The following is a 20,118-nucleotide window of genomic DNA, read 5'->3' on the forward strand; positions in this document are numbered from 1 at the left end:
TGGCTTCGCGAGAAGCCATGCCGCGCGGTTCGCGGCTTGTAGCTAGTTGCTGATAAGGAATCTTTTATGACCCAGAAATTCGACGTAGTGGTGATTGGTGCAGGTCCTGGCGGCTATGTTGCTGCCATCAAGGCTGCCCAACTTGGTCTGAAGACTGCCTGTATCGAGAAGTACACTGATGCCGAGGGCAAGCTGGCCCTGGGCGGCACCTGCCTGAACGTAGGTTGCATTCCTTCCAAGGCGCTGCTGGACAGCTCCTGGAAGTACAAGGAAGCCAAAGAGAGCTTCAACGTCCACGGTATCTCCACTGGTGAAGTGAAGATGGACGTCGCCGCGATGGTTGGCCGCAAGGCTGGCATCGTCAAGAACCTGACCGGTGGCGTTGCCACCCTGTTCAAGGCCAACGGCGTTACTTCGATCCAGGGCCACGGCAAGCTGCTGGCTGGCAAGAAAGTCGAAGTCACCAAGGCTGACGGCACCACCGAAGTCATCGAAGCCGAGAACGTGATCCTGGCTTCCGGCTCGCGCCCGATCGACATTCCGCCGGCTCCGGTCGACCAGAACGTCATCGTCGACTCCACCGGCGCCCTGGAATTCCAGACCGTACCTAAGCGCCTGGGCGTTATCGGTGCTGGCGTGATCGGCCTGGAGCTGGGCTCGGTATGGGCTCGCCTGGGTGCTGAAGTCACCGTCCTGGAAGCCCTGGACACCTTCCTGATGGCTGCCGACACTGCCGTGTCGAAAGAAGCCCAGAAGACCCTGACCAAGCAAGGCCTGGACATCAAGCTGGGCGCTCGCGTCACTGGCTCGAAAGTCAACGGCAACGAAGTTGAAGTGACCTACACCAACGCCGAAGGCGAGCAGAAGATCACCTTCGACAAGCTGATCGTTGCGGTCGGCCGTCGCCCGGTCACCACCGACCTGCTGGCCTCCGACAGCGGCGTGACTATCGACGAGCGTGGCTACATCTTCGTCGACGATCACTGCGCCACCAGCGTTCCGGGCGTGTTCGCCATCGGTGACGTGGTACGCGGCATGATGCTGGCCCACAAGGCCTCGGAAGAGGGCATCATGGTTGTCGAGCGCATCAAGGGCCACAAGGCCCAGATGAACTACGACCTGATCCCGTCGGTTATCTACACCCACCCGGAAATTGCATGGGTCGGCAAGACCGAACAGTCCTTGAAGGCCGAGGGTGTTGAGGTTAACGTAGGCACCTTCCCGTTCGCGGCCAGCGGCCGTGCGATGGCAGCCAACGACACCGGTGGTTTCGTCAAGGTCATCGCCGACGCCAAGACCGACCGCGTCCTGGGTGTACACGTGATTGGCCCATCGGCTGCCGAACTGGTGCAGCAGGGTGCAATCGCAATGGAATTCGGCACCAGTGCCGAGGATCTGGGCATGATGGTCTTCAGCCATCCAACCCTGTCCGAAGCGTTGCATGAAGCAGCGCTGGCGGTGAATGGCGGCGCCATTCACGTGGCCAACCGTAAGAAGCGTTAATTATAAGAAACCACGGCGGGCAGCCCGTCGTGAGTCTTGCGTGCATGACTCACCGCGGAACGTCCGCCGGACCGGATCACACGGGAAAACCCGGGGTCAACGGTCACAGGTGGTGCGGCGCCAGTAATGGCGCAGCGCCGAAGCGCAGTACCTAACGAAGACGGTAAAAAGCATGAATCTTCACGAGTATCAGGGTAAGCAGCTGTTCGCTGAATACGGCCTGCCAGTTTCCAAGGGTTTCGCAGTCGATACCCCTGAAGCTGCAGCAGAAGCTTGCGACAAGATCGGCGGGTCCGAGTGGGTTGTAAAAGCCCAGGTTCACGCAGGTGGTCGCGGTAAAGCGGGCGGCGTCAAGCTGGTTCGCAGCAGGGAAGACGCCAAGGCGTTCGCTGCGCAATGGTTGGGCAAGCGCCTGGTAACCTACCAGACCGACGCCAACGGTCAGCCAGTGACCAAGATCCTGGTCGAATCCTGCACTGACATCGCCAAAGAGCTGTACCTGGGCGCTGTAGTCGATCGCTCGAGCCGCCGTATCGTGTTCATGGCCTCCACCGAAGGTGGCGTGGACATCGAGAAAGTCGCTCACGAAACTCCTGAGAAGATCATCAAGGCTACTATCGATCCACTGGTCGGCGCTCAGCCGTTCCAGGGTCGTGAACTGGCATTCCAGCTGGGTCTGGAAGGCAAGCAAGTTGCTCAGTTCGCCAAGATTTTCGTAGGCCTGGCCAAGCTGTTCAAAGAACACGACCTAGCCCTGCTGGAAGTCAACCCGCTGGTCATCAAGGCCGACGGCGACCTGCACTGCCTGGATGCGAAGATCAACATCGACGCAAACGCCATGTACCGTCAGCCTAAGCTGAAAACCTTCCACGACCCTTCGCAGGACGATCCTCGTGAAGCCCACGCTGCCAGCTTCGAGCTGAACTACGTGGCCCTGGAAGGCAACATCGGCTGCATGGTCAACGGTGCCGGCCTGGCCATGGGTACCATGGACATCGTCAACCTGCATGGCGGCAAGCCAGCCAACTTCCTCGACGTTGGCGGCGGTGCTACCAAAGAGCGCGTTACCGAAGCGTTCAAGATCATTCTGTCCGACAGCAATGTCGCGGCCGTTCTGGTCAACATCTTCGGCGGCATCGTTCGTTGCGACATGATTGCCGAAGGCATCATCGGTGCAGTGAAAGAAGTCGGCGTTAAAGTTCCGGTTGTGGTTCGCCTCGAAGGCAACAACGCCGAACTGGGCGCTAAAGTACTGGCAGAAAGCGGTTTGAACATCATTGCGGCAACCAGCCTGACCGACGCTGCTCAACAAGTTGTCAAAGCTGCGGAGGGCAAGTAATGAGCGTCCTGATCAATAAAGACACCAAAGTCATCTGCCAGGGCTTCACCGGCTCGCAGGGTACTTTCCACTCCGAACAAGCCATCGCCTACGGCACCAAGATGGTCGGCGGCGTAACCCCAGGCAAGGGTGGCACCACCCACCTGGGCCTGCCGGTGTTCAACACCGTCAAGGAAGCCGTGGAAGCTACCGGCGCTGACGCTTCGGTCATCTACGTACCGGCTCCGTTCTGCAAAGACTCGATCCTGGAAGCTGCTTTCGGCGGCATCAAGCTGATCGTCTGCATCACCGAAGGCATTCCTACCCTGGACATGCTGGATGCCAAGGTCAAGTGCGACGAGCTGGGCGTGACCCTGATCGGCCCTAACTGCCCAGGTGTCATCACCCCGGGCGAGTGCAAGATCGGTATCATGCCAGGCCACATCCACCTGCCAGGCAAGGTCGGTATCGTTTCGCGCTCCGGCACCCTGACCTACGAAGCTGTGAAGCAGACCACCGACGCCGGCTTCGGCCAGTCGACCTGCGTCGGCATCGGCGGTGACCCGATCCCGGGCTCCAACTTCATCGACATCCTGAAGCTGTTCCAGGAAGACCCGAAGACCGAAGCGATCGTCATGATCGGTGAGATCGGCGGTTCGGCTGAAGAAGAAGCCGCGGCCTACATCAAGGCCCACGTGACCAAGCCAGTCGTTTCCTACATCGCCGGTGTTACTGCACCTGCGGGCAAGCGCATGGGCCACGCTGGCGCCATCATTTCCGGCGGCAAGGGCACTGCGGACGAGAAGTTCGCCGCCCTGCAGGACGCTGGTGTGAAGACCGTGCGTTCCCTGGCTGACATCGGCAAGGCCCTGGCCGAGCTGACTGGCTGGGAAGCCAAGAAGTAATACTGCTACACCCCCCACGCGCACAGAGGCCACCTTCGGGTGGCCTTTGTCGTTCATGGGGTTTGTTTATTCCTGCACTGGCCTCTTCGCGGGCATGCCCGCTCCCACAGAAGAGCACCACATTCAGAACCTGTGGTGATCTTCTGTGGGAGCGGGCATGCCCGCGAAGAGGCCGGTACAGGTGACATGGATTTTTCGATGGGTTTGATAGGAATTTTCATACAGACGAATGTTTCAATCCGAGGATAATTCCTACTGTTCTCGGTCGCACAGACGACAAACATGTACGCACATCGGACAAGCAGCACTGTGCCAGTGCGTTTAACTGACAAAACAGTTACATTACGCGTTCACTCTGTGCCCGCTCCCCAAAAGGGAACGACACGCTAAACGGGTCTGGCCTATCAAGCCGGGCAGCATTTCCCTCACCCATAGGGAAATCCCTTCTCGAATCCCGATTTCAGCAGTGTGGTACTACCTTAAATGAAAGTTCTCAAAGGCCAGGATATCCTGGCGCTTGGCTTTATGACGTTTGCGCTTTTCGTTGGCGCGGGCAATATCATCTTCCCGCCTATCGTCGGTCTGCAGTCCGGCCCGCACGTCTGGATGGCAGCACTAGGCTTCCTGGTGACCGCCGTGGGCCTGCCGGTCATCACCGTGGTCGCTCTGGCCAAGGTCGGTGGCGGCATGGATGCCCTGAGCAGCCCGATCGGCAAGTTCTTCGGCGGCCTGCTGGCGGCTGTGTGCTACCTGTCGGTCGGCCCGCTGTTCGCCACCCCGCGTACGGCGACCGTGTCGTTCGAAGTAGGTGTTGCACCGCTGACCGGTGAAAGCCCGTTGGCGCTGTTCATCTACAGCCTGGTGTATTTCGCCGTGGTGCTGGCTGTGTCCATGTACCCAGGCAAGCTGCTCGACACCGTCGGCCGCTTCCTGGCGCCATTGAAGATCATCGCCTTGGCCGTGCTGGGCATCGCTGCCTTCGCGCTGCCAGCCGGCACCATTGGTGAAGCACAGCCGGCCTATGCCGCCGCTGCGTTCTCCAAGGGCTTCTCCGATGGCTACCTGACCATGGATACCCTGGGTGCCCTGGTGTTCGGTATCGTCATCGTCAACGCCATCCGCTCGCGCGGTGTCACGTCGCCGAAGCTGATCACCCGCTACGCCATCATCGCCGGCCTGATTGCCGGTGTCGGCCTGGCCCTGGTGTACATCAGCCTGTTCCGCCTGGGCGCCGGCAGCCACGACATCGCGGCTGACGCCACCAATGGTGCGGCGGTACTGCATGCCTACGTGCAGCACACCTTCGGCTCGCTGGGCAGCGGCTTCCTCGCCGTGCTGATCGCGCTGGCTTGCCTGGTGACAGCGGTTGGCCTCACCTGCGCCTGTGCCGAGTACTTCAGCCAGGTTCTGCCGCTGTCTTACCGTGCGCTGGTGGTGATTTTGGCCGGCTTCTCGCTGCTGATCTCCAACCTGGGCCTGACCAAGCTGATCATGTTCTCGATCCCGGTGCTCACCGCCATCTACCCACCCTGCATCGTGGTGGTCGGCCTGAGCTTCGTAAAAGACCTGTGGAACTCGCCGACCCGCATCCTGGCGCCGGTGATGCTGGTGTCGCTGCTGTTCGGCATGGTCGACGCCATCAAGGGCAGCAGCATCGCCCACGTGCTGCCGGACTTCATGGCGCACCTGCCGCTGAGCGACCAGGGCCTTGCCTGGCTGGTGCCTTCGGTGGTGACCCTGGTTGGCGCCGTGGCCTGCGACCGCATGCTTGGCAAGCCGCGCGAGGCGCTGGCCTGACCTGATACGTTGAAGCCTGAGGGCGGCACCGGCCACAAGCCGAAGGGTGCTCGCCAAGGGTCTAGACGCGAAAGCCCCGTATCTGCAAGGATGCGGGGCTTTTTGTTGCCTGTTCGGGCCTCTTCGCAGCACAAGGCTGCTCCTACAGGTGTTGCGCCGTACGCTGACCGTGTAGGAGCAGCCTTGTGCTGCGAAGAGGCCGGTACAGCAATACATTTATCTGCAGGGATGTGTGCCTTTTGCCGCTTGCCAGCGTCGAAATCCGGTCCCTATCCTCTAGGCACCTGGCCCTTTCGGGAACCCTGCATGAACTTCATCCAAAGCAACCTCAACAACCTGCTGGCCATCGCCTGGTTTGCCCTGTGCTGGGGTGGCTATACCCGCTATGCCATCTGGAAGGGCCGCGACACCGCGTGTCTTGCCAGCGTGTTGCACCTGTACCGCGAAGACTGGATGCGCCGCATGCTGCTGCGCGACAACCGCATCGCCGATGCCAGCGTGATCGGCAACCTCGAACGCAACGCGTCGTTCTTCGCATCAAGCACATTGATCATTCTCGCCGGCATCCTGACCGTGCTGGGTGCCTCCGACCGGGCGCTGTCGCTGCTGGCCGACCTGCCGCTGGTGCAGCAGACCTCCCAGGGCATGTCGGAGATCAAACTGCTGTGCCTGGCCACGGTCTTCGTCTACGCGTTTTTCACGTTCAGCTGGTGCATGCGCCAATACAACTTTGCAGCGGTGCTGGTGGGTTCTGCGCCCATGATCGGGGAGCGGCTGGTCAACGAGCTGGAGCGCAAGGCATTTGCCTCGCGGGCGGCGCGGGTGTTGTCGCTTGCCGCCAACCAGTTCAACCTGGGCCTGCGTTCTTATTACTTTGGCATGGCCATGTTGAGCTGGTTCATCAGCCCGTGGTTGTTCATGGCCATGAGTGTCGGGGTAGTGTTCATTCTGTACCGCCGCGAGTTCCATTCGGATGTGCTGGATGTGATGGTGTTCACGCCTACGGAAAGTGTGCCGGGCGAACCGGCCCGGGAAAATACGGTTGCGGGTAACTGAAACGTTTAATCCGCAAACTGCAGATACAAAAAAACCCGACAGTGTCGGGTTTTTTTGTTTTAGCCAATTACTGCTTGGCAGGTTCGGCCGGAGCAGTTTCCGGAGCCGGAGTAGCCGGAGCGGCTTCTTCGGCAGCCTTCTGCTCGGCTTCAGCCTGATCTTTGGCGGCTTCAGCGTTTTCCTTGGCGGCTTCGTTCATTTTATCCTGAGCTTCGCCCGCTTTCTCCTGGGCTTGCTCGGCGTGTTGCTGTGCGTCCTGGGCTTTGTCTTCGCTCGCTTTATCGCAAGCGGCCAGGCCCATGGCAGCGGCCAGCATCAGAGCAAAAGCAAAAGGTTTACGCATGGGGGTATTTCTCCTTGGTGGAATAAGTGACTTGTTCCTTCGAGTGCAACTACGCGGAATAAGTTCCACCGAGGTTACAGATATATAACATCCCGTTCTACATAGACTTTTTAACCAATTTATGCCGATGCGGTACGGCAGGTGGAACAGCCAATGAGCGAAACAACCTTGATGCCCATGGCCGAGCGTTTTCTCTCGGCTTTGAAACACTGTCAGCTATTGCAGATGCGGGTGGCCCAGGCCGATGGCGATGGCATGACCCTGGTGTTGCCCTGGTCGCCGGGCATCGTCGGCAACCCGCAAACGGGCGCTGTACATGGCGGGGCGCTGACCACGCTGATGGACACCACCTGCGGCATGGCCACCCTGTGCGTGCTGCCGCGCTTCGAGGTATGCCCCACGCTGGACCTGCGCATCGACTACATGCACCCGGCCGAAGCCGGCAAGGACATCTACGGCCACGCCCAGTGCTACCGGGTTACCCGCGACGTGATCTTCACCCGTGGTACCGCCTACCAGGACGACCCCGACCAGCCGATCTGCCAGGTGGTGGGTACGTTCATGCGCCTGGGCCAGGAGGTCAAGGGCGGTATCCGTTTCGGCAGTCACCTCAAGGAGGGCGGCGCATGATTCCGCACGCGGTTCGCCAGCAACTCAACGCCGCCCACGCGGTCGGTGATTACCGGCCTTTGCTGGCGCTGATTCCTTACGCTGGGCTGATCGGCATCGAATGCGAGCGCCAGGGCGATGACCTTCTGTTCCGCCTCCCGGCCAACCCGGACAACATCGGCAACCCGTTGCTGCCCGCCATCCACGGTGGCGTGATTGCGGGTTTCATGGAGCTGTCTGCCGCGCTGTACCTGCTGATCTACAGCGAAAGCGCGAGTATTCCGAAGGTGATCGATTTTTCCATCGACTACCTGCGCGCCGGGCATTTTCGCGATACCTACGCCCAGTGCCAGCTGTGGCGGCAGGGCCGCCGGGTGACCAACGTGGCCATCACCGCCTGGCAGGGCGACAGGCAAGCGCCAATCGCTACGGCCCGGGCGCATTTCAAGATCGAGCCGGAAAAGCCCTTGAAATCATCCGGGCAGCCCCCATCTGAATGACATCCGCCATTAACGCAGGCCGAACCGGCCGCCAGGCGCCACTGCCATCAGATCGGAGTTTCGAAGACCATGACTGTGGAAACACAAAAAGAAACGCTGGGCTTCCAGACCGAGGTGAAGCAACTGCTGCACCTCATGATTCATTCGCTGTACTCGAACAAGGAAATCTTCCTGCGGGAACTGATTTCCAACGCCTCCGACGCCGTGGATAAACTGCGTTTCGAAGCCCTGGCCAAGCCAGAGCTGCTTGAAGGTGGCGATGAACTGAAAATCCGCCTGAGCTTCGACAAGGACGCCGGTACCGTTACCCTTGAGGACAACGGCATCGGCATGAGCCGCGAAGACGTCATCGCTCACCTGGGCACCATCGCCAAGTCCGGCACCGCCGACTTCATGAAGAACCTCACCGGTGACCAGAAGAAGGACTCGCACCTGATCGGTCAGTTCGGTGTGGGCTTCTACTCCGCGTTCATCGTGGCCGACAAGGTCGACGTGTACAGCCGTCGCGCCGGTCAGCCTGCCGCCGAAGGCGTGCACTGGTCGTCGAAAGGCGAGGGCGAGTTTGAAGTCGCCACCATCGACAAGCCACAGCGCGGTACCCGGATCGTCCTGCACCTGAAGCAGGAAGAGAAAGAGTTCGCCGATGGCTGGCGCCTGCGCAACGTGGTCAAGAAGTACTCCGACCATATCGCCCTGCCTATCCAGCTGCCGAAGGAGCAGGCTGCCGCCGAAGGCGAAGAGCAGCCAGCCGAAGAGTGGGAAACCGTCAACCGTGCCAGCGCCCTGTGGACCCGTCCGCGTACCGAGATCAAGGACGAGGAGTACCAGGAGTTCTACAAGCACATTGGCCATGACTTCGAAAACCCGCTGGCCTGGAGCCACAACAAGGTCGAAGGCAAGCTCGAATACAACTCGCTGCTGTACGTGCCGGCCCGCGCACCGTTCGACCTGTACCAGCGCGAAGCGTCGCGCGGCCTGAAGCTGTACGTGCAGCGCGTGTTCATCATGGAACAGGCCGAATCGTTCCTGCCGCTGTACCTGCGCTTCATCAAAGGTGTGGTCGACTCCAACGACCTGTCGCTGAACGTGTCCCGCGAAATCCTGCAGAAAGACCCGATCATCGAGTCGATGAAGACCGCGCTGACCAAGCGCGTGCTGGACATGCTGGAGAAGCTCGCGAAGAACGAACCCGAGCAGTACAAAGGCTTCTGGAAAAACTTCGGCCAGGTGCTGAAGGAAGGCCCGGCCGAAGATTTCGCCAACAAGGAGAAGATCGCCGGCCTGCTGCGCTTCGCCTCCACCCACGACGACAGCGGCGAGCAGAGCGTTGCCCTGGCCGACTACCTGGCACGCGCCAAGGAAGGCCAGGACAAGATCTACTACCTCACCGGCGAGTCGTACGCGCAGGTCAAGAACAGCCCGCACCTGGAAGTCTTCCGCAAGAAAGGCATCGAAGTGCTGCTGCTGACCGACCGTATCGACGAGTGGCTGATGAGTTACCTCAACGAGTTCGACGGCAAGGCTTTCGTCGACGTCGCCCGTGGCGACCTGGACCTGGGCAACCTGGATTCGGAAGAAGACAAGAAGGCCCAGGAAGAAGTCGCCAAGGACAAGGAAGGCCTGGTCGAGCGCCTGAAAGGCGCGCTGGGTGACAGCGTGGCCGACGTGCGCGTGTCGCACCGCCTGACCGACTCCCCGGCGATCCTGGCCATTGGCGAGCAGGACCTGGGCTTGCAGATGCGCCAGATTCTGGAAGCCAGTGGGCAGAAGGTACCGGAGTCCAAGCCGATCTTCGAGTTCAACCCGAGCCACCCGCTGATCGAGAAACTGGACAACGAGCAGAGCGAAGACCGCTTCGCCGAGCTGTCACACATCCTGTTCGATCAGGCGGCCCTGGCGGCCGGTGACAGCTTGAAGGACCCGGCGGCCTACGTTCGTCGCCTGAACAAGCTGCTGGTCGAGCTGTCTGCTTGAGTTGATGTAAAGGAAAGCCCGCTTCGGCGGGCTTTTTTCATGGCGGGCTTTTTATAGAAAGTGCCTAAGGAGTGCTTGATGAGCAAGGTAATCGTCGAATCGCTGGTTTATCACCTGTCCGGCAAGGCTTACGAAAGCCGCCTGGTCTATGAGCCAGGGGCGCTGGGCCGCCCAGGCCTGGTGATGGCACCTAACTGGATGGGTATTGGCGAAGGTGCCGAGCGCATCGCCAAGGAAGTGGCTGAGAAGGGCTATGTGGTGTTGATTGCCGACCTGTACGGCCAATCGGTTCGCCCCTCCAATGCCGACGAGGCCGGCGCGGCGATGATGCCGTTGAAAAACGACCGTGGCGAACTGCGCAAGCGTATGCAGGAAGCCCTGGCGCAACTGCTGGGGCAGTCGAAGGCGCTGCTGGAGCCTGGCAAGGTTGCCACGTTCGGCTTCTGCTTCGGCGGGTGCTGTGCTCTGGAGCTGGCCCGTACCGGCGCCGACCTGCGGGCGGCGGTGTCGTTCCATGGCACGCTGGACACGCCTAACCCTGACGATGCCAAGCACATCAAGGGCTCGGTGCTGGTGTTGCATGGCGCCTCCGACCCGTTGGTGCCGAAAGAGCAGTTGCCAGCGTTCGAGGACGAGATGAACGCGGCCAAGGTCGACTGGCAGTTGCTGAGCTATGGCGGGGCGGTGCACTCGTTTACCGACCCGAATGCCAACGTGCCGGGCAAGATGCAGTATGACCGCCGCACCTCGGAGCGGGCGTTCCGTTCGATGCATAACCTGCTGACCGAAGTGTTCCAGCGCTGAGATTGCAGGAGGCCGCTTTGCGGCCCATCGCCGGCAAGCCAGCTCCCACAGGTGCAGCGCATGCCGCTCTTTGTGGGAGCTGGCTTGCCGGCGATGGGCTGCAGAGCAGCCCCAAAATTACCGGGGCAGCTCGATTCTTGAGGTTTCCCCCGGCACCACCGGCCAATCCCCAGCAGCCCAGCGCGCCCTGGCTTGCTCGATCAGTTCCGGGTCACTCGCCACGAAATTCCAGTTCATCCGCCGCGGCCCATCCAGTGGCTCCCCGCCAATCAGCACCAACTGGCACTCTGCCTCGGCATACAGCGTCACGTCCTCACCCTCCGGCAGCACCACCAGGCTGCAAGGCTCCACATCCTCATCGCCCAACAGCAACTCGCCATCCAGCAGGTAAAGCGCCCGCTGCGCGTGTTCACTCGGTATCAGCAGCGTCGTCGCCGGTTGCATCTGTACGTGCGCATACAGGGTAGGGGAGAGCACTGGCACCGGTGACTCCAGGCAGAACCCGGTGCCGGCAATCATGCAAATGCGCACCCCGAGGTTGTCACTGACCGGCAGGCTTGCCGCCGGGTGGTGGCTGTAGCTCGCAGGGCCTTGTTCATGCGCGCGCGGTGAGGCCAGCCATACTTGCAAGCCGTGCAGGCGCGAACCATGGGCCAGGGCATCTGCCGGCGTACGCTCGACATGGGCCACGCCGCTGCCAGCCGTCATCCAGCTGACATCGCCGGGGAGCACCCGCTGCTCTGAGCCGAGGCTGTCCTTGTGCAGGATCGCGCCTTCGAACAGATAGGTCAGGGTCGACAGGCCGATGTGCGGGTGCTGGCGGATGTCCATCCCATGCCCCGGGGCATAGTCGGTTTCGAGCATATGGTCGAAGAACACGAACGGGCCGACGCTGCGGCACTGGGCAGCCGGCAGCGGGCGCAGGATCGGCTGGCCCTCGACCGATTCGGCACGTGGGCGGATGATCAGGGGGCGGCTCATGCGGTGGGCTCCAGGCGCGGTGGAAATGCCTCCAGCATAGCGGTTTGCCCGCTGCGGCTGAACCGTCTCGTTTGCTGGTCGGTCTACTGTTTTCATACCCGTACAAGGAAACTGCCCATGATTGCCAGAGCGCTGGCCTGCGTGTTGTTGTCTGGCTGGCTGTGCCAGGTGGCACAGGCACGCGACTACCGCTACAGCGATGCCCACCTGCACTACGTCGACTTCTTCCAGGAAAGCGAAGGCATGCCGGCGTTGCTCAAGGCTATGGATGCCGCAGGCATCGAGCAGTCGATGATTTCCGGCATACCGGTGGCCAAGAAATGGCATGAAGACGAGCCCAAACGCCCGCGCTATTACGCCGGTGACGATGCCGATGCCTACTGGTACAGCGCCACCGATACCTACGTGGCGGCGGCCCTGCAGCAGTTGCCGGCAGAGCAGCGCAAACGCTTTCATCCGTTCCTGACCGGTTTCAACCCGGTGGACAAGAACGCTGTCAGCCACATCGAGCGCATGCTCGATATGTATCCGGGGTTGTGGCAGGGGATTGGTGAGGTATTCACCCGTCACGATGACCTGACAGCGCTGACCAGTGGCGACACGCCGCGCGCCAACAACGAAGCCATGACGCGTATTTACCACCTGGCGGCCGAGCGGGACCTGCCGGTACTGCTGCATTCCAATATCACGTCAAAACGCGAGCGTAACCCGTTGTACCTGGCGGAGATCGAAGAGCCGCTGCGCAATCACCCGCACACGCGGTTCATCTGGGCGCACGCCGGCAGCAGCATGGAGATCCACCGGCATCAGACGCAGATGGACTTTTTGCTGCCGGTGCTGACGCGGTTGCTGGAGGATTACCCGAACCTGTATGTCGACCTGTCGTGGAGTGTGCTGCAGCCCTATCTGCTGGATGACAAAGGCGTGCCGCGCAAGGCCTGGGTGGCGTTGGTCGAGAAATACCCGGAGCGGTTCATGCTGGGGTCGGATGTGGTGGGGCGGTTTGGCAGCCTGGGGGAACAGATGCACGGGTTCAGGCCGTTTCTGGATGCTTTGCCACAACAGGTAGCCAACAAAGTGGCCCAGGAGAATTTTCTGGCAGTTTTGCCCAAGGGTTTGCACTAGCCTGTGCCGGCCTCTTCGCGGGCTTGCCCGCTCCCACAGGATCTTCAGCACCCTTCTGGCCTGTGCAGTCCCTGTGGGAGCGGGGGAGCCCGCGAAGAGGCCGGTAAAGGCTACAAATAAAAACGCCCCGAACCAGTCGGGGCGTTTTCGATTACCGCATCAGCGTCTTACTTGCCTTCCCAGCGCTTGAGCACCAGGGTGGCGTTGGTGCCGCCGAAGCCGAAGCTGTTGCTCATGACCGTATCGATCTTGGCGTTTTCCAAGGTTTCGCGCTGGATCGGCAGGTCAGCGACCTCCGGGTCCAGTTCGTCGATGTTGGCGGAGCCGGCGATGAAGTTGTTTTCCATCATCAGCAGGCAGTAGATCGCCTCGTGCACGCCAGCGGCGCCCAGCGAGTGACCCGACAGGCTCTTGGTCGAGCTGATCTTCGGTGCCTTGTCGCCGAATACCGCGCGAACGCCCTTGATCTCGGCAACGTCACCGACCGGGGTCGAGGTGCCGTGGGTGTTCAGGTAGTCGATCGGGGTGTCGACGGTGGACAGTGCCTGCTGCATGCAGCGGATGGCACCTTCGCCGCTCGGGGCAACCATGTCGTAGCCGTCGGAAGTAGCACCGTAGCCAACGATTTCGGCGTAGATCTTGGCGCCACGGGCCAGGGCGTGTTCCAGCTCTTCGACCACAACCATGCCGCCACCGCCAGCGATGACGAAGCCATCACGGTCGTTGTCGTAGGCGCGCGAGGCCAGTTCCGGGGTTTCGTTGCGCTTGGTCGACAGGGCGCCCATGGCATCGAACAGGAACGACTGGCTCCAGTGCTCTTCTTCACCGCCACCGGCGAAGACGATGTCTTGCTTGCCCCACTGGATCTGCTCCAGAGCGGTACCGATGCAGTGTGCCGAGGTGGCGCATGCCGACGAGATCGAGTAGTTCAGGCCCTTGATCTTGAACGGGGTGGCCAGGCACGCCGAAACGGTGCTGCCCATGGTGCGGGTGACACGGTATGGGCCGACGCGCTTGACGCCTTTCTCGCGCAGGGTGTCCAGCGCTTCCATCTGGTTCAGGGTCGAGGCGCCGCCGGAGCCAGCTACCAGACCGGTACGCGGGTTGGAAACCTGCTCTTCGGTCAGGCCTGCGTCCTTGATCGCGTCCTGCATCGCCAGGTAGGCGTACGCCGCGGCGTGGCCGACGAAGCGGTAAACCTTGCGGTCGATCAGTTCTTCGAGGTTGAGGTCGATGGACCCGGAAACCTGGCTGCGCAGCCCCATTTCCTTGTATTCCGGGTTGAAACGGATACCCGGACGGCTTTTACGCAGGTTTTCGGTGACGGTAGCTTTGTCATTGCCCAGGCACGATACGATGCCCAGACCAGTGATAACGACGCGGCGCATGCGAATAACCCTTAGAAATTGTCAGTGGAGGTGAACACGCCGACCCGCAGGCCTTCGGCAGTGTAGATCTCACGGCCGTCGACGCTGACCGAGCCATCGGCGATGGCCATGTTCAGCTTGCCCTTCAGGACACGCTTGATCTGAATGTTGTAGGTGACTTTCTTGGCTTCTGGCAGTACCTGGCCGAAGAATTTCACCTCGCCCGAGCCCAGGGCGCGGCCGCGGCCCGGCAGGCCTTGCCAGCCGAGGAAGAAGCCTACCAGCTGCCACATGGCATCGAGGCCCAGGCAGCCCGGCATGACCGGATCGCCTTCGAAGTGGCAGGCGAAGAACCACAGGTCCGGGTTGATATCCAGCTCGGCGACCAACTCACCTTTGCCGTACTTGCCACCTTCTTCGCTGATATGGGTGATGCGATCGACCATCAGCATGTTCGGCGCGGGCAGTTGCGCATTACCTGGGCCGAACAGCTCACCGCGACTGCAGCGCAGCAGGTCTTCCCGAGTAAAGGCGTGTTGTTTGGTCATGCGAGCTCCTCAATAACCCCCTGCGGCAGGGGATGAATCTTCCCGGCCGGCCTGATACGCATCGCGTTCAAGACGGCAGCCTACAGGTAGACTATTGCGTTGTGGTGAAAGTCACAGCGCACCTGGTGAAAGAAGTACAGGTGTGCACTGAAACGTCTATTTTCAGGTCCGATGAACGTCCTGTCCAGTCTTTAAGACTGCCGCACTTTAGCATTTATCGCCAGTCACGGTTGTCTGACCGGGTAGCCAGCGCTGCAGCACCTGCTGCAGCTCGCTACGCCGCAAGGGTTTGCTCAGGTAGTCATCCATGCCGGCGGCCATGCAACGCTCGCGGTCACCCTGCATCGCATTGGCAGTCAAGGCGATGATCGGTAAACCGGCGCCGTTGGGCAATTGGCGGATACGCCGGGTGGCTTCATAGCCGTCCAGGTGCGGCAGGCGGCAGTCCATCAGCACGGCGGCAAAGCGCTGGCGGCTGACCAGGTCGACGGCCTCAAGGCCATCTTCGGCTGTGCATACTGCCAGGCCCAGGCTGCGCAGCATGGCTTCGATGACGCTCTGGTTGACCGGATTGTCCTCTACCAGCAGCACCTGGGCACTGCCGGGCACCGTGGTTTTCGCGTGCGTTGGCAGCGTCAGCCCGCTGGGGGGAGGGCCGGCCAGTGCCAGCGGCATCTCCAGGGTAAACGTGGAACCCAGGCCTTCACGGCTTTCACCGCGCAGCTTGCCGCCCATGCGTTCGGCCAGGGTGCGGGCGATGGACAAGCCCAGCCCGGTGCCGCCATAACGGCGGGAGATCGAGCTGTCGGCCTGCTGGAAGGCCACAAACATCATTTCCAGGCGGTCGCTGTCGATGCCGATACCCGTGTCGCGCACACTGCAGGTTAGCCAGATCAACTGCCGGTCGAGCACCTGCCAGCGTGCTTCGACCTGAACCTGGCCGCGTTCGGTGAACTTCAGTGCGTTACCGACCAGGTTCAGCAGGATCTGGCGGATGCGCGTGGGGTCGCCGTTCACCTGCAGCTGCTCGATGTCCGCCGGCAGTTGCAGGTGCAGGCCAAGGCCACGCTGCTGGGCACTGTGCTGGAACGACAGGACGCAGCTGGTAATCAGCTCGCCCAGGTTGAAGTTGATGTGTTCCAGTTGCAGCGCGGCGCGTTCGATGCGCGAGAAGTCGAGGATATCGTTGATGACTTTCAGCAAATGCCCGGTGGATTCGCTGGCCACTGCGGTGTAGTCGGCCTGTTCGGTACTCAGCTGTGTGGTCTCCAGCAGCTGCAGCATGCCCAGCACGCCATTCATCGGGGTGCGCAGCTCGTGACTCATCATCGCCAGGAAGTCCGATTTGGCTCGGTTGGCTTGTTCGGCTTCCTCGCGGGCCTGGATCAGTTCGGCAATGGCCTGCTTCTGTTCATCGCTGGCCTGCTCCAGGGCGCTGGCCAGGTTGTTGATATGGCGGGCCAGGTGGCCCAGCTCGCTGTCATCGACCACGGGCAGTGGGGTGTTGTACTCGCCCTGCTGTATGGCCTTGACCGCATGGCCCATGTCGCTGATCGGCTTGGCCAGGCTCAGGGCCAGGCGGCGCGCCAGCAAAAAGGTGAACAGCAGGGCGAACAGCGCCAGGATGCCGGCCTTGATCACGATTTCCTGTTGGCGTTGGCTGAAGGCGTCGTCGGACATGCCGACGATCACGCGGCCCAGGTAGTCATCGCCGATGGCGGGTGTCGCGGCCTTGGCCTGCTGCAGGAAGTCGCTGTCCAGGCGGATTTGCTGCAGGCGGATGGGCGCCTGGAAAACCTCGACGCGTTGCGCACGGTTGGCGCTTTCGTCGGACTGCTCGACGTACACAAGGATGTGGTTGCGGCTGTCCTGCACTTCGAGAAAGCGCACGTGCGGGATGCTGAGGGTGGCGCGCATCAGGCCTTCGAGCACTTCGTTGTTGCCCGAGATCACCCCGTACTCCGAAGCCGGGGCCAACTGGTTGGCGATCAGCTGCCCGGTGTGGTTGAGCTCCTGGCGCAGGTCCTGGATACGCACGAAGGTGAAAAAGCTGATCAGCAGCAAGGTCAGCAGCAGGGCAGGGCCCAGGCTGATGATCTGTGTGCGGGTGTGGATGTCCCAGCTCAGGCGCTTGGTCATGGGGTGGGTTCTCCTTCGGCCAGGGCCTTGGCAGCGGCGTTCGGATCGATCGGTTCCAGGCCCAGGGCGCGCGCCACCTGCTGGTTGCCACTGACGCCGAAGCGTGCCGGGTACAGGCTGCGCGGCCAGCGCGCCGGTGGCTGGTCGAGCAACTGGTCAAGCACCGCCAGCCAGTCATCCTGGTCGCTGTAGGTGCTGGCCAGGGCGCCGGCGCGAACAAAGCCGGCATTCGGGCCGATCAGCGCCATCTGCCGGCCATAACTGCTCAACAACAGGTTCTTTGCAGTCTTGGAGTTGTACAGGTCCGGGTCATCCAGGCCCAGCAGCACGTCGCTGTTACCCAGCAGGTGCTGCAGGGGGCGGCTGTCACGCAGGTCGGGCCAGTCCTGGGCAATGATCTCCAGGCCCAGCGGGCGGGCCGCATGGCGCAGCTCTTCAAGCAGAAAACCGCTGTGCTCGCCGTACAGCACACCAATGCGCTGTGCCTGTGGCAGCAGGTAGCGCGCCAGGCGCAGTTGCCGGCCCAACGGCGGGTCGCTCCACAGCAGGGTGAGAAACGCCGGGCGCGACTTTCCCAGGCGCTGCTCAGCCTGCACCCGGCTTATCCGCATGGCCAGGGCTGGGGGGCCGGCGTTTTCACCCAGGCGCCACTCCAGGGCAGCATTGTCCAGCAGAATCAGGCGCTGGTCGGTTTTGAGCTGGCCAGGGCGTGGCAGGTCGGCGGTGGTCTGGAAATGCACATGATCGTGCGGCCGACGGTTTTCGAGTGCGGCGACGAAGCTGCGGATGCCGGGCTGGTCTTGCGCGCCTACCAGCAGAATTTCGCTGGCGGACAACGGCCCCAATGGCCACAGGCACAGTAGCAACAGGCGCAGCACCAGGGCCATCAGAACGCCAGCTCCGCGCTGAAGCTGAGGCGGTGGCGGCTGTCGTAGCGGTTCTGCACGGTCGTGGTCGGCTCATCGTCCAGGCGCTGCTGCCACAGCGCCGCCAGTTCCAGGTTGCTGCCCTGTACCCGAAGGCGCTTGGCCAGGCGCAGGTCCAGGCGCTCGTAGCGGTACTGGTTGAGCGCATCGTCACCGTAGTAGAACAACGCACTCGACCAGCCATCGCCCCATTCGCGCATCCACCCGGCAGAGCCGCTGTTGCGGGCGCTGAGGCGGCGGTCGTCGGGGTTGCTGGCCCAGGCATCGACATAGGCGTAGGTCAGGCGCAGGCGGTCACGCAGGGTGGGGCGCCAGTCCAGTTGCGCCTCGCTGCCGGTGAACCGGGCCTTGTTGGCGTTGCTGGCAACGTACTGGTTGTTCTTCAGGGGCTCGCTGATCATGCCGGTGATCTCGTCGTAGAACAGCTTCACATCCATGCTCAGGTCGATGTCGCTGAAGTAGCCGTTGTAGCCGAGTTCGCGCGAGCGCATGCGCTCCTGGTCGAGGTCGCCCGGGCCGCGGGTCTTGACGAAATACTCACCGTGCTGCTGGCCGAACGCGTTGGGGCTGAGGTTCTTGACCGTGTAGCTCCAGTTGATGTTGTTCTCGAACATGTCGGGCGAGCGCACCGCCTCGGAATACACGGCGCGCAGGCCGTGGCGCGGGGTGATCAGGTAGTTGACCGCGACGCGCGGGGTCAGCGAACTGCCTGAAAGCCGCGAATCCTCGAACATGGCCCCACCCTGGAGGATCCAGTGTTCGTCGGCACGCCATTCCAGTTGGCCGAACAGGCGCCAGGTCTGGTCGTCGATGCTGCCGTTGAAGTAGGTCTGCGAGTCGGCACGATCATAGCGGTAGTTCACGCCGCTGAGCAGGCGCAGGCTGTCGGTCAGGCTGAGGGTGTCCTGGATCTCCAGGTCATAGCGGGTTTCGCGGGTGCTCTGGTCGACATCGCCGCACACCACACTGCTGCCGCCCTGGTTGTTCCATTGATCCTTGATGGCGTCGACCAGCGCTTGTTCTGCCGGGTTGCTGCTGGGCGGTGGGTTGTTGGCACCGCGGGCCACCAGTTCGGCGTAATTGGGGTTCATCTGCCACAGCCGGGTCAGTTCGGGGCTGAACGACAGCGCGGCATCACAGGCCCGCCAGACCTGCTGGCGGTCGAAGTGTTGTGCCGAACCCTGTACGTACAGGCTGTGGTCGGGGTTGAAATCTATGTTCCAGCGTACCGACCCTGCGTAGTCCTTGGCATTGACGTCGGCATTGTCACCGCGTTGGGTGACGTAGGGAAATACCGGCTGGTAGGTGTAAGGCCGCTGGTTGCTGCCTTCTTTTGCCGCCAGTTGCCATTCCAGGGTCTGGTCCGGCGCCAGGGTGTGGCTGGCACTGAGGTTGAAGCGGGTCAGCCGGCGGCTGTCGCGGTAATCCTGGCCGAACTGGTCGTGGTCGAAGCCGTCGTCCTGCTGGCCCGACAGCGACAGGCGCATGTCGCCCCCATCCCAGCCGAAGCCGTGGCTTGCGTAAAAGTCGTTGATGCCGTCCTCGCCGCGGGTCACCTTCAGCCGTGTGCCATGGCTGTCGGCGGGGTTGCGGGTGAGGATGTTGACCACCGCCATCAGCGCATTGGCACCGTAGCTGACCGTGTTGGGGCCGCGGAACACCTCGATGCGCTCGATGTCTTCCATGGCCAGAGGGATGTCGCTCCAGTCCACCGTGGCCAAGCCAGCCCGGTACACCGAGCGGCCATCGATCAGCACCTGCATGCGCCGCGCTTCGCTGGCGTTGCTGCCGTGGTAGTTGACCGTCGGCTGGTTGCCGGCGCCGTAGCCGATCATCATGCCCGGTACCAGGCGCAGCAGTTCGGGGATGTCACGGGCGCCGCTGGCGCGGATCAGTTCGCTGTCGAGCACGGTCATGCTGCCCGGAACTGCCGCCGGGGATTGTTTCAGGCGCGTGGCGGTCAGAACCTGCGGCAGGTCGCTGTTGTCGATGAACAGGTCGTCGGCCATGGCCGGGCCACCGAGCAGGGCAGTCAGTATCAGCAAGCGCGGGAACGGGGGCGAGCCAGGGAACACGGGGCAGCCTTGTATCAGGATTGAAACAGGCATGGTAACTGACCTTGGCGTATTTTCCAGTGATCCGGTGCAGCATTCACTGAGGGGACCGTGTTGGGGCTGGCGGCGAATGCCTTGAGTTTTGCAGGGCAGCGAAAATCGAGCGCCG

The 20,118-nt window shown here is 61.9% G+C and carries 17 protein-coding genes; 10 read left to right on the forward strand and 7 right to left on the reverse strand.

Translation table 11 applies throughout. From position 1 onward, the window contains the following. Positions 1-66 precede the first annotated feature (66 nt). The 5 genes from lpdA (at position 67) to ABOC32_RS12070 (ending at position 6,579) form a co-directional block, all read left to right on the forward strand. A complete protein-coding gene (gene lpdA, locus ABOC32_RS12050; RefSeq protein ID WP_016488278.1) occupies positions 67-1,503 on the forward strand; it encodes a dihydrolipoyl dehydrogenase in 1,437 nt (478 codons plus the stop codon). A gap of 172 nt (positions 1,504-1,675) precedes the next feature. Continuing rightward, positions 1,676-2,842, forward strand: a complete 1,167-nt coding sequence (gene sucC, locus ABOC32_RS12055; RefSeq protein WP_426811160.1) for an ADP-forming succinate--CoA ligase subunit beta — start codon at positions 1,676-1,678, stop codon at positions 2,840-2,842. Beyond that, positions 2,842-3,726: a succinate--CoA ligase subunit alpha gene (sucD, locus tag ABOC32_RS12060; RefSeq protein ID WP_003254203.1), complete on the forward strand. Its 885-nt coding sequence runs from the start codon at positions 2,842-2,844 to the stop codon at positions 3,724-3,726. The genes sucC and sucD overlap by 1 nt, the downstream gene beginning before the upstream one ends. Before the next feature lie 483 nt (positions 3,727-4,209). Continuing rightward, complete coding sequence (gene brnQ / locus ABOC32_RS12065; RefSeq protein ID WP_426811161.1) at positions 4,210-5,523, forward strand: branched-chain amino acid transport system II carrier protein; 1,314 nt, start codon at positions 4,210-4,212, stop codon at positions 5,521-5,523. Positions 5,524-5,829: 306 nt separating this feature from the next. Continuing rightward, a complete protein-coding gene (locus tag ABOC32_RS12070; RefSeq protein WP_426811162.1) occupies positions 5,830-6,579 on the forward strand; it encodes a DUF599 domain-containing protein in 750 nt (249 codons plus the stop codon). 67 nt (positions 6,580-6,646) lie between these two features. Here the strand turns inward: ABOC32_RS12070 and ABOC32_RS12075 are convergent, their stop codons facing one another. Then, positions 6,647-6,922 (reverse strand): hypothetical protein, encoded by a 276-nt coding sequence (locus ABOC32_RS12075; protein ID WP_201176306.1) that lies wholly within the window; start codon positions 6,920-6,922, stop codon positions 6,647-6,649. A 153-nt stretch (positions 6,923-7,075) separates the two neighbouring features. On the opposite strand from ABOC32_RS12075, the gene ABOC32_RS12080 reads away from it, so the two are divergent. The 4 genes from ABOC32_RS12080 to ABOC32_RS12095 all read left to right on the forward strand — a co-directional run bounded on the left by ABOC32_RS12080 (position 7,076) and on the right by ABOC32_RS12095 (position 10,809). Then, positions 7,076-7,552 carry a PaaI family thioesterase gene (locus tag ABOC32_RS12080; protein WP_426811163.1) on the forward strand — a complete coding sequence of 159 codons (477 nt, stop codon included), beginning with the start codon at positions 7,076-7,078 and terminating at the stop codon, positions 7,550-7,552. Continuing rightward, positions 7,549-8,031 carry a PaaI family thioesterase gene (locus ABOC32_RS12085; protein ID WP_426811164.1) on the forward strand — a complete coding sequence of 161 codons (483 nt, stop codon included), beginning with the start codon at positions 7,549-7,551 and terminating at the stop codon, positions 8,029-8,031. The genes ABOC32_RS12080 and ABOC32_RS12085 overlap by 4 nt, the downstream gene beginning before the upstream one ends. A 69-nt stretch (positions 8,032-8,100) precedes the next feature. Then, positions 8,101-10,005, forward strand: coding sequence for a molecular chaperone HtpG (gene htpG / locus ABOC32_RS12090; protein WP_234226829.1), 1,905 nt, complete (start codon positions 8,101-8,103; stop codon positions 10,003-10,005). A gap of 78 nt (positions 10,006-10,083) precedes the next feature. Then, positions 10,084-10,809: a dienelactone hydrolase family protein gene (locus tag ABOC32_RS12095; protein WP_426811165.1), complete on the forward strand. Its 726-nt coding sequence runs from the start codon at positions 10,084-10,086 to the stop codon at positions 10,807-10,809. A gap of 117 nt (positions 10,810-10,926) precedes the next feature. Here the strand turns inward: ABOC32_RS12095 and ABOC32_RS12100 are convergent, their stop codons facing one another. Further along, entirely contained in the window at positions 10,927-11,790 is an 864-nt protein-coding gene (locus ABOC32_RS12100) for a pirin family protein (protein WP_426811166.1), read from the reverse strand. A 117-nt stretch (positions 11,791-11,907) separates the two neighbouring features. On the opposite strand from ABOC32_RS12100, the gene ABOC32_RS12105 reads away from it, so the two are divergent. After that, entirely contained in the window at positions 11,908-12,915 is a 1,008-nt protein-coding gene (locus tag ABOC32_RS12105) for an amidohydrolase family protein (RefSeq protein WP_426811167.1), read from the forward strand. Positions 12,916-13,082: 167 nt separating this feature from the next. On the opposite strand, the gene fabB is transcribed toward ABOC32_RS12105, so the two are convergent. The 5 genes from fabB to ABOC32_RS12130 all read right to left on the reverse strand — a co-directional run bounded on the left by fabB (position 13,083) and on the right by ABOC32_RS12130 (position 20,003). Beyond that, positions 13,083-14,303, reverse strand: coding sequence for a beta-ketoacyl-ACP synthase I (gene fabB, locus ABOC32_RS12110; RefSeq protein ID WP_016498705.1), 1,221 nt, complete (start codon positions 14,301-14,303; stop codon positions 13,083-13,085). A gap of 11 nt (positions 14,304-14,314) precedes the next feature. Next, positions 14,315-14,830, reverse strand: coding sequence for a 3-hydroxyacyl-[acyl-carrier-protein] dehydratase FabA (fabA, locus tag ABOC32_RS12115; protein ID WP_016498706.1), 516 nt, complete (start codon positions 14,828-14,830; stop codon positions 14,315-14,317). Positions 14,831-15,037: 207 nt separating this feature from the next. Further along, a complete protein-coding gene (locus ABOC32_RS12120) occupies positions 15,038-16,969 on the reverse strand; it encodes an ATP-binding protein (protein WP_426811168.1) in 1,932 nt (643 codons plus the stop codon). Further along, complete coding sequence (locus ABOC32_RS12125) at positions 16,966-17,856, reverse strand: ABC transporter substrate-binding protein (RefSeq protein ID WP_426811169.1); 891 nt, start codon at positions 17,854-17,856, stop codon at positions 16,966-16,968. The genes ABOC32_RS12120 and ABOC32_RS12125 overlap by 4 nt, the downstream gene beginning before the upstream one ends. Further along, on the reverse strand, positions 17,856-20,003 hold the full coding sequence (locus ABOC32_RS12130) for a TonB-dependent receptor plug domain-containing protein (protein WP_426811170.1): 2,148 nt from the start codon (positions 20,001-20,003) through the stop codon (positions 17,856-17,858). Before ABOC32_RS12130 ends, ABOC32_RS12125 begins: the two co-directional genes overlap by 1 nt. Positions 20,004-20,118 lie beyond the last annotated feature (115 nt).

Source organism: Pseudomonas sp. WOUb67, assembly GCF_050058005.1.
GTDB classification, from domain to species: Bacteria; Pseudomonadota; Gammaproteobacteria; order Pseudomonadales; family Pseudomonadaceae; genus Aquipseudomonas; species Aquipseudomonas putida_R.

Coding starts and splice junctions, on each gene's coding strand:
- lpdA (WP_016488278.1), top strand. CDS start 67: ATGACCCAGAAATTCGACGTAGTGGTGATTGGTGCAGGTCCTGGCGGC.
- sucC (WP_426811160.1), top strand. CDS start 1,676: ATGAATCTTCACGAGTATCAGGGTAAGCAGCTGTTCGCTGAATACGGC.
- sucD (WP_003254203.1), top strand. CDS start 2,842: ATGAGCGTCCTGATCAATAAAGACACCAAAGTCATCTGCCAGGGCTTC.
- brnQ (WP_426811161.1), top strand. CDS start 4,210: ATGAAAGTTCTCAAAGGCCAGGATATCCTGGCGCTTGGCTTTATGACG.
- ABOC32_RS12070 (WP_426811162.1), top strand. CDS start 5,830: ATGAACTTCATCCAAAGCAACCTCAACAACCTGCTGGCCATCGCCTGG.
- ABOC32_RS12075 (WP_201176306.1), bottom strand. CDS start 6,922: ATGCGTAAACCTTTTGCTTTTGCTCTGATGCTGGCCGCTGCCATGGGC.
- ABOC32_RS12080 (WP_426811163.1), top strand. CDS start 7,076: ATGAGCGAAACAACCTTGATGCCCATGGCCGAGCGTTTTCTCTCGGCT.
- ABOC32_RS12085 (WP_426811164.1), top strand. CDS start 7,549: ATGATTCCGCACGCGGTTCGCCAGCAACTCAACGCCGCCCACGCGGTC.
- htpG (WP_234226829.1), top strand. CDS start 8,101: ATGACTGTGGAAACACAAAAAGAAACGCTGGGCTTCCAGACCGAGGTG.
- ABOC32_RS12095 (WP_426811165.1), top strand. CDS start 10,084: ATGAGCAAGGTAATCGTCGAATCGCTGGTTTATCACCTGTCCGGCAAG.
- ABOC32_RS12100 (WP_426811166.1), bottom strand. CDS start 11,790: ATGAGCCGCCCCCTGATCATCCGCCCACGTGCCGAATCGGTCGAGGGC.
- ABOC32_RS12105 (WP_426811167.1), top strand. CDS start 11,908: ATGATTGCCAGAGCGCTGGCCTGCGTGTTGTTGTCTGGCTGGCTGTGC.
- fabB (WP_016498705.1), bottom strand. CDS start 14,303: ATGCGCCGCGTCGTTATCACTGGTCTGGGCATCGTATCGTGCCTGGGC.
- fabA (WP_016498706.1), bottom strand. CDS start 14,830: ATGACCAAACAACACGCCTTTACTCGGGAAGACCTGCTGCGCTGCAGT.
- ABOC32_RS12120 (WP_426811168.1), bottom strand. CDS start 16,969: ATGACCAAGCGCCTGAGCTGGGACATCCACACCCGCACACAGATCATC.
- ABOC32_RS12125 (WP_426811169.1), bottom strand. CDS start 17,856: ATGGCCCTGGTGCTGCGCCTGTTGCTACTGTGCCTGTGGCCATTGGGG.
- ABOC32_RS12130 (WP_426811170.1), bottom strand. CDS start 20,003: ATGCCTGTTTCAATCCTGATACAAGGCTGCCCCGTGTTCCCTGGCTCG.